Raw genomic sequence first — 11,403 nt, 5'->3', positions numbered from 1 at the left:
AAGCGAGGCGTCAAGAGATAATCGAATAAATCTTAGATTTGTATGTCCACTACCACCAATAGCTCCACGAAGGTCATGAGACAGCCCGGGAGTCAGATCCCCATAGCCGACAAGATCCTCTCGACCCACCAGTCGAGCCGGGAGGAGGATCTCACGCCGATCATCGAGGTTCGCGATCTCTCCGTTTCCTACACACCGGAGAAGCGGGCGATCAAGAGCATCAATTGCTCCTTCTACGAGCATCTCGTCACCGCCGTCATGGGACCCAGTGGATGCGGCAAGAGTACCCTCCTCAGGGCGATCAATCGCATGCACGACCTCTACCCCGAGATCCGTACCGAGGGGCAGATCCTCCTCCACGACCGCGACCTGATGCAGATAAGCCCCATGGAGGCGAGGCGAATGGTGGGGATGGTCTTCCAGCGACCTAACCCCTTCCCCACCATGTCCATCGCGGAGAATGTCCTCGCCGGGTATAAGCTCAATGGCATCCACCTCTCTAAGGAAGAGCGTGAGGAAGTGGTCCAGACCTCCCTCGAGAGCGTTGGACTCTGGGAGGAAGTAAAGGATGTGACAAACCAGAGAGGCTCCTTCCTCTCGGGCGGACAGCAGCAGAGGCTCTGCATCGCGCGCGCCCTCGCTCTTCGGCCCGAGGTGCTGCTGATGGACGAGCCCACCTCAGCCCTAGACCCTATATCCACCAATACCATCGAGGAGCTGATCCTCGAGCTGAAGGAGCACTACAGCATCATCATCGTGACACACAATATGGGTCAGGCGGCTCGCATCTCCGACAAGTCCGCCTTTATGTACCTCGGCGAGCTGATCGAGTACGACGACACGCAGAAGATGTTCACCACCCCGAGCGACAAGCGCACGGAGGACTACCTCACCGGAGTATTTAGCTAAGCACCACACACCATGAGTACCAGTATCATCAAGGACCGAAAGCTCGAGATCGTCCACAGCCAGTACGAGCTTATCTCTAAGGTCACCCTCCTCCAGTTGGCTATCCTGCGGAAGCTCTTTGCCGGCCCCTTCGACGAGGAGCTCTTCGAGGAGGCGGACACCAATGAGCACGTCATCGACCGACTCGAGATCCGCATCCGCGAGGAGGTGGCGTACACCATCTACATGTTTGCCCCCAAGGCGGAGGACCTCCGGCGCATCATCGCCTACCCCGACCTCACCACTAATCTGGAGCGCGTCGGCGATATGGTGATGAATGGCGTCTATATCGCCCGCGATCTCGACTTCACCTCCGACTTCATGCACGAGTACGCCCGGCGACTGCTGCAGATGCTCGACGACACGACCGAGATGATCCGGTCGGCGATCATCTCCTTCTCCACCATGGACACCGAGGTGGCGCATCAGGTGATTGATGCGGACGACAATATCGACCGGCAGCAGCGCGAGATCATCCGGCTGATCACCGCCGAGGGCGCCGACCGGGTGCACAGCGAGGCGGAGATCCTCGCCCTCCTGCAGATCCACACTGTCGCGCATAATCTCGAGCGCATCGGCGACTCCGCCACCAACCTCGCCGAGTCGACCATCTATCTGGTCGAGGGAACCGACGTACGACACGAGTTTGAGGAGTGATGAAGAAAGACGAAAGCCCCTTCCCCCAGACCGACAGCCCGGCACGGATCCTCATCGTCGATGACGAGGACGACATCTGCGAGATCGTCGCCTTTCACCTCGAGCGAATAGGTCTCCGGACCACCTCCGCATCGAGTGCTGAGGAGGCGCTTCGGCTCATGCAGGCACAGGACGATCCCCACTACTTCAGCCTCATCGTCCTCGACGTGATGATGGAGGGAATGTCCGGCTTTGAGATGGCGGAGGAGCTCCGCAGCGAGGGCAGAGAGATCCCCATCATCTTCCTCACCGCCAAGAGCGCCGAGGAAGATCTCCTCCACGGCTTCACCGTCGGCGGGGACGACTACCTCACCAAGCCCTTCTCCGTCAAAGAGCTTGTTGCCCGCGTCAGGAGCGTCCTCCACCGCACCACAGCTATAGACCATGAGCCGGTCGAGAGCGACCGGATCGAGGTGGGACCGCTCGTCATCGACGAGACCGCCATGACCGTCTCCGACGGCAGCCACCACTTCGACGTTACCAAGACGGAGTACGACCTCCTGCGGATGCTCGCCGCCGCCCCGGGACGGACCTTTACCCGACAGGAGATCCTCGACCGCGTCTGGAGCCGTGAGAGCTTAGTCCTTGACCGAACGGTGGACGTGCATATCGCCCGACTCCGGAAGAAGCTCGGCAAGTACGGCACCATGCTCTACAATCGTGTCGGCTTCGGCTACGGTCTCCGGCCGATGACCATGGATGAGATCAATGCCGAGAGCGAAGGTGATAGCGAAGGTGATGCTGCTGAGGAGCAGCGATCCAGGCGATAACGACACACCATGAGCGGCTCCACATCCCTCACCTCGAAGAGAAGCTACGGGCTCCACTTCATCCTCACTCTCCTCTGTCTCGCCCTCACCCTCCTCTGCTGGAGCAAGTACAGAGATGCCCGCGACGAGGAGCAGCAGTACCTCAGGGAGAGCAGCACCACCCTCGCCACCTACGCTGATCTCATAGCGCAGAGCCACGACAGCCTCCCCCTCGACGACCTCTTCTCTCTCCTCCCCGACGACATCGAGGCGGAGCTGATAGACCCCGCTCTCCGCGTCTCCGCCGCCACCGACTCCACAAGCATGGGTACGCAGCGCTCCCTCTCCGAGGACCCCGAGCTGAGGCTCGCCTACTACAATCACAGCGGCGACCACCTCATACCCGTCGAGAGCGACACCGCCGACGGACAGCTCCACTACGCCCTCTACTGTGACGGACACTACATCCACCTGACCCGACCCTACCGAGAGCAGCCGGCGACCGACCGCAAGACGCTCTGGCTTGCCTTACTCCTCCCCTCCCTCCTGATCCTCCTCGGCATGCTGGTCGGCACCTTCGTCAGCCTCCGAGCCACCGACCGCTCCGTCAGCGGGCTGCGACGGCTCACCGGTGCCCTCCGTCGTGGAGAACACCCGGAGGGCACCCTCTTTGCTGACGACGATCTCGGCGCCCTCGGCGAGGAGCTGCGACGGCTCTTCGGAGAGAGCGAGGCAAAGGTGCAGCGGACAGAGGAGATGCGGCAGCACCTGATCGCCCTCTTTGACCTCTCCAAGATCGGCATCGCCCTCTTCGACAGCAATGGGACGACCCTCTTCGCAAATACCCACTTCATCCAGTTTGCCAGCATGATCTCCTCTCGGGCGCTACCGCTCGAGAGCCTGTCCGAACTACTGACCGAGGAGAGCATGCAGCCGATCGGCGACTTCATCACCTCCGCACCCGGAGGCGAGGAGCGAAGCCGCAGCGCGATGATCCCCTCGGGGAGCCACATCTTTGAGGTCAAAGCCTTCCGCTCCGCAGCCGAGACCTTTGACCTCACGATCGAGGACGTCACCGTATCGGTCCAGACGGCGCAGCTCAAGCGCGAGATGACCAGCAACATCACCCACGAGATCCGTACGCCGCTCACCTCCATACGAGGCTACCTGGAGACACTGCGCTACAGCGACCTCTCGCCGGAGCAGCAGGCTGCCTTTACCGACAAGGCCTACCGCCAGGCAGAGCGGCTCAGCGCAATGATGGACGATATACGCCTCATCAGCCAGATGGACGAGCGCGAGGCCGAGGAGTACCGGATGGAGGAGCTCGACCTCGGTCTCGTCGTCGAGGAGGCGCGCATCGCCTTCGCCGACCGCATAGAGCAGAGTGGAGATCGCTTCGTCAATGAGATCCCCGACGGACTCACCATCCACGCTAATAATTCCCTCATCCACTCCGTCTTCCAGAACCTCATCGAGAACTCCCTCCGCTACGCCGGTGAAGGGGTCACCCTCTGCTTCTCCTGCTACCACCGGGACGACGAGTACGTCTACCTCTCCTACTACGACACCGGGCGAGGGGTACCTGAGGAGAAGCTGGGGCGCATCTTCGAGCGCTTCTACCGCATCGACTCCGGACGTACGCGGGACAGAGGCGGATCCGGTCTGGGGCTCAGCATTGTGCGAAATGCGATCCGTCTCCACGGCGGGCAGATCCAGGCACGGCGACACAGCCCCGAGGGCGGCCTCGAGTTCCTATTTACCCTCCATAAGTAACCCATCCCACCCGGGCATCACACAGCGCTCTCGTCATCAGCCGACTACAGATCGTCCACTCTGATACCGATCATAGATTTCACGTATACCGGTAGTTCGGTGAAGTCTAAACCCGGTATTAGTGATCACTAAACCCGGTAATAGTGAACACTAATACCGGGTTTAGTTTTGGGGCGCAGACCTGATGCCTCAACCGGTATGAGTGAACTCTATGTTCGGCAATAGTCTAGCCCTCCATTTCTCCTCACTCCCCCACATCAGCAAACCCCATTTCCCTACCCGCCCCCGTCTCGGCACATCAAAATGCGAATTAGCCGCTTGTTCACTAAGGATATACAAAAAGTGGTACCTTTGTCACCTAAACATAGTTTCAATCTAATTGCCAAAGAATATGGCCAAGAAAATCAAGGCAATCACCCCCCGGTCAGAGAACTACTCCCAATGGTACAACGACATCGTACTCAAGGCTGACCTGGCGGAGAACGCTGCCGTCCGCGGCTGTATGGTCATCAAGCCATACGGCTTTGCTATCTGGGAGCGGATGAAAGAGCTCCTCGACAAGTCATTTAAGGAGACCGGCGTCAGCAACGCCTATTTCCCTCTCCTGATTCCCAAGTCCTTCCTCAGCCGCGAGGCAGAGCACGTCAAGGGCTTCGCCAAGGAGTGCGCCGTGGTGACCCACTACCGGCTTAAGGCTACAGAGGATGAGTCCGCTGTCGTCGTGGACCCCGAGGCTAAGCTCGACGAGGAGCTGATCATCCGCCCCACCTCTGAAACGGTGATCTGGAATACGTACAAGAACTGGATCCACTCCTGGCGCGACCTCCCATTGCTCTGCAACCAGTGGTGCAACGTCATGCGCTGGGAGATGCGCACCCGACTCTTCCTCCGCACGAGCGAGTTCCTCTGGCAGGAAGGTCACACCGCCCATGCCACCGAGGAGGAGGCACAGGAGCGAGCTCGGCAGATGCTGAGGGTGTATGCCGACTTTGCCGAGAAGAAGATGGCGATGCCGGTCATCCGCGGCGTGAAGACGCCTACCGAGCGCTTTGCCGGCGCTATCGACACATATACCATTGAGGCGATGATGCAGGATGGCAAGGCGCTGCAGAGCGGTACGTCACACTTCTTGGGGCAAAACTTTGCCAAGGCCTTTGATGTCACCTTTGCCGACAAGGATGGCGAGGAGAAGCTGGTATGGGCCACCTCGTGGGGCGTATCGACCCGACTGATGGGCGCCCTCATCATGACTCACTCAGATGACAATGGTCTGGTACTGCCTCCCGCACTGGCTCCGATCGATGTGGTGATCATACCGATCTACAAGAGTGACGAGGAGCGTGCGCAGATCTCCGAGCTGGTGGAGCCGCTCATCAAGGAGCTTCGCGATCACGACATCAAGGTGAAGTACGACGATGCGGACAATAAGAAGCCGGGATGGAAATTCTCTGAGTATGAGATGAAGGGTGTACCGGTTCGCCTTGCCCTCGGACCGCGCGACGTCGAGGAGGGGACGATCGAGGTGATGCGCCGGGATACGCTGGAGAAGGAGACCGTGCCCTACGAGGGCATCGGCAAGCGTGTCGAGGAGCTGCTGGACCAGATCCAGGAGAACCTCTACCAGAGGGCGCTGGACTTCCGCACCGCGCACACCTACAGCTGCGACGACTGGGACGACTTTTGCGAGAAGGTCGAGGCCGGTGGCTTCGTCATGGCTCACTGGGACGGGACAGCCGAGACAGAGGCGCGGATCAAGGAGCTAACCAAGGCGACGATCCGCTGCATCCCACTTGGGCAGCCTGACGAACCCGGTAAGGATATCCTCACCGGAAAGCCCTCAGAGCGCCGGGTGCTCTTTGCCTGCTCCTACTGATTTGGTTCGATGAGCCTCAGTGGAGTCCTTATCATTATCGCCGTGGTGCTGGTTATCCTGCTCCTCGGCGATCTTGTTTTACGTAAAGCGAGACGCAATTCCCACATAAGCAACAGCAAGCCTGTCATCACAATGTCGACTCACTCTATCGACTACAAGGATCTGCTCCGACAGTTACAGCCACCCACAGTGCCGCCGGATGAGCTTGCGGAGCTGAGAGCAAGGGATCCTGAGCTCTACCCGCGCTATCTGATCCTCGACCTCCAGACCACGGGACTCTCCATCGAGCCGGGGAGGGAGGATCGCATCGTACAGGCTGCCTGGCTCGGGCTGGACGACCGGTATCGAGAGCTGTGTCACGGCGTGGCGCTTGTGGACCAGCCGGATGCGGGGAGCGAAGAGGCCATGAGGGTCCATCACCTCGACACGCACACCCTTCGGATCATGGGGAAGAGCGAGGAGGAGCTCATGGAGACCCTTTTGCCCCTGATCAAGCACTCCTCCGTGATCGTGTGCCACAATGTCCGCTTCGACATGAGCATCCTGCTTGCTGCCCTACGGAGGCTTCACCCGACTGCAGAGTACTGGCTCAAGCATAAGGAAGCGATCTGCACCATGGTGCTCAGTGCCGCACTCGATCCGCACTGGAGACACCACTACCGATCGCTCAAGGCGCTGACCAATGAGTACACCGGGATCAGTCCGGACGACATGGAGGTGCTGGACATCGTCGGCTGGCGAAATGTCTGTCTCACTCGGATCTGTCTCGCACAGCTTCGGCTTCGCCATCCCGATGAGACCGAGCCGGGAGATCTGCCTCTGGTGGAGGACTACCTGGACCGGCGAGTGGGCGCCTAAGAATCAACAGGGTCTATTAGGACTATTTACAACGACAGAATTAGTTGTATACCAGAAAAAAGGTATATTTGTACAGAAGATAGAGGAGATACTTCCTCTCTCGACAATAGCTAAACCAAGGACTTAATAAGACAGAAAACAGTAATTATGAGCAGCAATAACAACTCTGGCGTGAAGTTTATGCTTGGTCTCCTCGTGGGATCAGCTGTGGGCGCCGCCATTGCCTACCTCTCTGATGAGGGTCGTCGCAACCACCTGATTGATGACGTATCTGACACCGCAGATAAGGTGAAGAGCAACGTCAAGGACGCTTACTACGAGAGCCGTATCCGTGCCCGTAAGGCAGGACGCGATCTCTCTCGCTATGTGGATGATATCAAGGGCGATGCCGAGGACATTTACTCTACCGTCAAGGACTCCGCCTCTCAGCTGGGCAATAAGGTGAAGGACTCCGCTCAGAAGGTCGCAGACCTGACCGACGAGGAGCTCGAAGACCTGAAGGCTGAGGCCAAGGAGCAGAAGGATAAGCTTACCGAGGAGGCCCAGAAAAAGGTCAACAAGGACTAACCCCCTTGCTGCTTAGAGCCACTTATCTTCAGATGGGATGGTCGAAGTATCCTCCAGAGGGTTCTTCGCTGTCCCATTTGTCTTTTATCTCGTAAAGAATAAACCTTACTTGAAGGTATATATATGGCAAAGACAGTCAAGCAAATCATTGATGAAGTTAAGTCTGATGCTCTCACACTCTTGGATGCCAAGCGCGAGCTGATGAAGCTCCAGGCAATCGAGAAGGGCGTCCCTGCCGGAGTGAGAGGTGTCTACTACCTGATCATGGCGGTCATCGGGCTGACGGCGCTCTTTTTCCTCCAGGTGGTCATTGCCCTTCTTTTTGCCATGATCTTTGCCTCCGACCTCTGGGGCGCCTACGAGACGGTCTCCTCCATGGCAGCAGGATTTGGCTGCCTGGTAGGGTTGTTTCTGCTGATCGAGCTCATTCTCTTACTCCTCCGCAAGTCGATCATCGGTGCAGTGGAGGAGAAGATCATAACCAAGCAGCTGGACCAGCTGGAGGAGCAGGAGCATGAGGAGGCAGGCGAGGCTCGTCGCGAGACCGCTACGGTCACGATGGTGGCCGACGTTACCGATGTCCACGGCGAGTCTGTGATCCCCGGCACCGAGAGGGAGGATCACCCTGTCGTGGAGGTGCATCAGTATAGAGAGGAGGATGACCTCCGGGACCAGTAACCACCTATCACTCACAGATAGAGAGACGACACTATGAGCACCAAAGCATACAAGCCGGACTACAAGAGCCGACTGGAGGCACAGAAGCACCGACTGGAGAGCCGATCGGAGGAGAGTAAGATGAGGATACTCAATAACGTCGACTATCTCCGTACCGATGGAGTCGAAGTAGCCAAGGGAGAGGCTCTGAGGGCACTCGCCGACAAGAGTCCTATGACAGCTAAGCTATTAGGCTCCGCACTCGGCATCAAAGCTCCCGCCGCCACTCCACGCACTCGTATCATCCGCATGGATCCCGACGGGGAGGGGCAGTTACATGAGCCCAGTCGCCTCGTGGATCTTCGGAAGGACCAGGAGAGCGACAAGCTCTCCATCATGGATAAGATCAAGGACTCATCCTGGTCCTCACTGCTCCAGGAGGTGGTCCTCCCCACCGGACTGGCCGTGGGCAGCAGCCTCCTACTTGCCGGCACTCTGAGAGGAGCCGGGAGCGGTCTGCGTGGCATAGCTAAGGGGATCTTCAAAGGAATAGGAAAAGGCCTTTTCAAACGCTAAAAGGGACGACAAACCGATTTTTTTAATTATATTTGTCCATCGAAAGATGGATGATTGCGGATCACACCGCAGTCACTTACATATAGACACCAGTAACTGAATTTACATAACAGACAATCACTATGATCAAAGTAGCTATTAACGGCTTTGGCCGTATCGGTCGCTGTGCCTTCCGCGCAGCTCAGAAGCACGACAACATCGAGATCGTTGCCATCAATGACCTCCTGGACGTCGACTACCTCGCTTACATGCTGAAGTACGACACCATGCACGGTAGGTTTGACGGTGAGGTGGACTGCGATAAGGAGAAGAACCTCCTGATCGTAAATGGCAAGAAGATCCGCTGCACCCAGGAGACCGATGCTGCTAACTGCAAGTGGGACGAGGTCGGCGCCGAGTACGTACTCGAGTGCACCGGCTTCTACCTCACCAAGGAGAAGAGTGACGCTCACCTCAGAGGTGGTGCTAAGTATGTCATCATGAGCGCTCCCTCCAAGGACGACACCCCCATGTTCGTTATGGGCGTGAATAACAAGACCTACGAGAAGGGCACCAAGATCGTCTCCAACGCCAGCTGCACCACCAACTGCCTCGCACCCCTCGCTAAGGTGCTGCACGACAACTTTGGCATCAAGGACGGTCTCATGACCACCGTACACTCCACCACTGCTACCCAGAAGACCGTCGATGGTCCCTCTAAGAAGGACTGGCGTGGTGGTCGTGCTGCCGCCGGCAACATCATCCCCTCCTCTACCGGTGCTGCTAAGGCTGTAGGTAAGGTAATCCCCTCTCTCAATGGCAAGCTGACCGGTATGTCTCTCCGCGTGCCTACTCTGGACGTCTCTGTCGTTGACCTGACCGTCAACCTCGAGAAGCCCGCCACCTACGAGGAGATCTGCAAGGCTATGAAGGAGGCCAGCGAGGGCGAGATGAAGGGCATCCTCGCCTACACTGATGAGGCTGTCGTTTCTTCCGACTTCCTCGGCGACACCCACACCTCCATCTTCGACGCCACCGCAGGTATTGCTCTTACCGACACCTTCGTAAAGGTACTCTCCTGGTACGACAACGAGATCGGTTACTCCAATAAGCTCATCGAGCTCTGCGAGTACATGGCTAAGGTGAATGCCTAAGTAACCAGATCACACAAGCTACTCCCCCACCCGGAGGAGTAGAGATCAAAAGGGGCTGTGTTGACTTCGGTCGACACAGCCCCTTTACTTTTTCCCACTCCGAGCAATAGCTCCTCCTACTCTCCACTAAGGAGCGAGAGTATGGTTCTACTCAGATTTGCCCGAGCCACTTCCGGTCTCATCGCCACCTCCGGCGGAGTCCCGGACGGATTGATACAGGCGACACGATCGAAGCCGGCGGCAAGCAACTTATCCTTCGCCCCGATCCGACCGGCCACGAGCCAGGTAGGCACTCCGGCGGAGCGGGCACGTCTCATGATGCCGTAGGGCAACTTCCCCATCAGCGTCTGCTCATCAGCACTCCCCTCACCGGTGATCACACAGTCGGCACTGCAGATGAGGTCATCAAAGTGCAGGTACTCCAGAAGCAGGTCGATACCCGACCGGCACTCCGCTCCGAGGAATTGCATAAAGGCGTAGCCCAGTCCGCCCGCCGCTCCTGCACCCGGCTCTCGACTGCGATCGTAGCCAAGGTGATCAGCTGCTTCAGCTGCCAACTCTCGCATCCTCCCCTCGATCTCCGAGACCATTGCAGGGGTCGCACCCTTCTGTGGAGCAAAGACGCGAGCCGCACCGTGAGGGCCACAGAGCGGATTGGTCACATCACTCGCCAGGACGAAGTGACAGTCGCTCAGTGCTTCACCGAGCTCCTCCCACTCCACCCCGAGAGCATCAGCCAGCGCCCGCAGCATATCCACACCACCGTCGCAGGTGGCGGTACCTCCCAGTCCCACGATAAATCGTCGACAACCTCGCCGGTAGGCATCGGTGATCATCTCTCCCACCCCATACGAGGAGGCCACGAGCGGATTACGCCGATCGGGCGGGACAAGGTGGAGCCCCACGGCCTGAGCTGACTCGATGAGAGCCACCCCCTCCCTCGTGACACCGTAGGAGGCAGTGATCGGACTCCCCAGCGGATCCCTCACCCGGAGAGCCAGCCGATCTCCTCCCATCACCTCAAGGAACGCATCCAGCATTCCCTCCCCGCCGTCCGAGACAGGGATTGAGACCACCTCGGCGCAAGGATCGTAGCAGCTGATCGTCTTAGCGACTACCGCCTCTGCCACCGGCGAAGTAAGGCACCCCTTGAAGGAGTCTATGACTAAGAGATATCTTCTCATGGCGAGCACAATATAGCGAGAAAGTCTTGTCCTGAAAAAGCCGGTGCCGACATACGGCAGTATCGAATCAGAGTCTTCGACCTCACGTCATTCACCTAATCACCGACGAGGAGGCCAATGTATTGGTTATCGGCGAGAAGCAAGCCGTAACTTCTATTATCGGGTTTAGTGTTATCTATTACCGGGTTTAGTGTCGACTAATACCGGTAATAGTGATCACTAATACCGGGTTTAGTCTGAGGGCAGATCCCTCCGCCTAGGTTCAACTTCGAAGTGCAACACTAGAGGAAAAAGTTTGGCGAGAGTCCTCCGCCCCCATCCCCCCTTTGGGGGTGGAGGGGGACTCTCGCGTCGACCAGACTCACCTCTTCGATCCCCCCAAATGA

Annotated in this window: 11 protein-coding genes; 10 read left to right on the top strand and 1 reads right to left on the bottom strand. The window is 58.1% G+C overall.

Annotation, left to right across the window (positions count from 1 at the left end):
• The first annotated feature begins 75 nt into the window (after nt 1-75).
• The 10 genes from pstB (at nt 76) to gap (ending at nt 9,833) form a co-directional block, all read left to right on the top strand.
• Nucleotides 76-909: a phosphate ABC transporter ATP-binding protein PstB gene (pstB, locus tag Q0F21_RS02910; protein WP_026170459.1), complete on the top strand. Its 834-nt coding sequence runs from the start codon at nt 76-78 to the stop codon at nt 907-909.
• Between the two features lie 12 nt (nt 910-921).
• Nucleotides 922-1,605, top strand: a complete 684-nt coding sequence (locus Q0F21_RS02905; RefSeq protein WP_297237237.1) for a PhoU domain-containing protein — start codon at nt 922-924, stop codon at nt 1,603-1,605.
• On the top strand, nt 1,605-2,414 hold the full coding sequence (locus Q0F21_RS02900) for a response regulator transcription factor (protein ID WP_297237235.1): 810 nt from the start codon (nt 1,605-1,607) through the stop codon (nt 2,412-2,414). The genes Q0F21_RS02905 and Q0F21_RS02900 overlap by 1 nt, the downstream gene beginning before the upstream one ends.
• A gap of 9 nt (nt 2,415-2,423) precedes the next feature.
• Nucleotides 2,424-4,169, top strand: coding sequence for a HAMP domain-containing sensor histidine kinase (locus Q0F21_RS02895; protein ID WP_297237232.1), 1,746 nt, complete (start codon nt 2,424-2,426; stop codon nt 4,167-4,169).
• Between the two features lie 391 nt (nt 4,170-4,560).
• Nucleotides 4,561-6,042 carry a proline--tRNA ligase gene (gene proS, locus Q0F21_RS02890; RefSeq protein ID WP_297237231.1) on the top strand — a complete coding sequence of 494 codons (1,482 nt, stop codon included), beginning with the start codon at nt 4,561-4,563 and terminating at the stop codon, nt 6,040-6,042.
• 9 nt (nt 6,043-6,051) lie between these two features.
• The gene (locus tag Q0F21_RS02885) at nt 6,052-6,900 is read left to right on the top strand and encodes a 3'-5' exonuclease (RefSeq protein WP_297237229.1); all 849 of its coding nucleotides are present in this window, start codon (nt 6,052-6,054) and stop codon (nt 6,898-6,900) included.
• 147 nt (nt 6,901-7,047) lie between these two features.
• Nucleotides 7,048-7,467, top strand: a complete 420-nt coding sequence (locus Q0F21_RS02880; RefSeq protein ID WP_297237227.1) for a YtxH domain-containing protein — start codon at nt 7,048-7,050, stop codon at nt 7,465-7,467.
• A 123-nt stretch (nt 7,468-7,590) separates the two neighbouring features.
• Nucleotides 7,591-8,145 carry a hypothetical protein gene (locus Q0F21_RS02875; RefSeq protein WP_297237225.1) on the top strand — a complete coding sequence of 185 codons (555 nt, stop codon included), beginning with the start codon at nt 7,591-7,593 and terminating at the stop codon, nt 8,143-8,145.
• Nucleotides 8,146-8,178: 33 nt separating this feature from the next.
• On the top strand, nt 8,179-8,700 hold the full coding sequence (locus tag Q0F21_RS02870; protein WP_297237222.1) for a hypothetical protein: 522 nt from the start codon (nt 8,179-8,181) through the stop codon (nt 8,698-8,700).
• A 122-nt stretch (nt 8,701-8,822) separates the two neighbouring features.
• Nucleotides 8,823-9,833, top strand: coding sequence for a type I glyceraldehyde-3-phosphate dehydrogenase (gap, locus tag Q0F21_RS02865; RefSeq protein WP_297237220.1), 1,011 nt, complete (start codon nt 8,823-8,825; stop codon nt 9,831-9,833).
• 116 nt (nt 9,834-9,949) lie between these two features.
• Here gap and Q0F21_RS02860 read toward each other — a convergent pair whose 3' ends face one another.
• On the bottom strand, nt 9,950-11,017 hold the full coding sequence (locus Q0F21_RS02860) for a glycerate kinase (RefSeq protein WP_297237218.1): 1,068 nt from the start codon (nt 11,015-11,017) through the stop codon (nt 9,950-9,952).
• Nucleotides 11,018-11,403: the final 386 nt, after the last annotated feature.

The organism is uncultured Porphyromonas sp., from assembly GCF_934359325.1.
GTDB lineage: Bacteria > Bacteroidota > Bacteroidia > Bacteroidales > Porphyromonadaceae > Porphyromonas_A.
This window is presented reverse-complemented; position numbering and strand designations above follow the sequence as displayed.

Bases quoted from the DNA above. Each gene is read 5' to 3' on its own strand.
- pstB (WP_026170459.1), top strand. From the start codon at position 76: ATGAGACAGCCCGGGAGTCAGATCCCCATAGCCGACAAGATCCTCTCG.
- Q0F21_RS02905 (WP_297237237.1), top strand. From the start codon at position 922: ATGAGTACCAGTATCATCAAGGACCGAAAGCTCGAGATCGTCCACAGC.
- Q0F21_RS02900 (WP_297237235.1), top strand. From the start codon at position 1,605: ATGAAGAAAGACGAAAGCCCCTTCCCCCAGACCGACAGCCCGGCACGG.
- Q0F21_RS02895 (WP_297237232.1), top strand. From the start codon at position 2,424: ATGAGCGGCTCCACATCCCTCACCTCGAAGAGAAGCTACGGGCTCCAC.
- proS (WP_297237231.1), top strand. From the start codon at position 4,561: ATGGCCAAGAAAATCAAGGCAATCACCCCCCGGTCAGAGAACTACTCC.
- Q0F21_RS02885 (WP_297237229.1), top strand. From the start codon at position 6,052: ATGAGCCTCAGTGGAGTCCTTATCATTATCGCCGTGGTGCTGGTTATC.
- Q0F21_RS02880 (WP_297237227.1), top strand. From the start codon at position 7,048: ATGAGCAGCAATAACAACTCTGGCGTGAAGTTTATGCTTGGTCTCCTC.
- Q0F21_RS02875 (WP_297237225.1), top strand. From the start codon at position 7,591: ATGGCAAAGACAGTCAAGCAAATCATTGATGAAGTTAAGTCTGATGCT.
- Q0F21_RS02870 (WP_297237222.1), top strand. From the start codon at position 8,179: ATGAGCACCAAAGCATACAAGCCGGACTACAAGAGCCGACTGGAGGCA.
- gap (WP_297237220.1), top strand. From the start codon at position 8,823: ATGATCAAAGTAGCTATTAACGGCTTTGGCCGTATCGGTCGCTGTGCC.
- Q0F21_RS02860 (WP_297237218.1), bottom strand. From the start codon at position 11,017: ATGAGAAGATATCTCTTAGTCATAGACTCCTTCAAGGGGTGCCTTACT.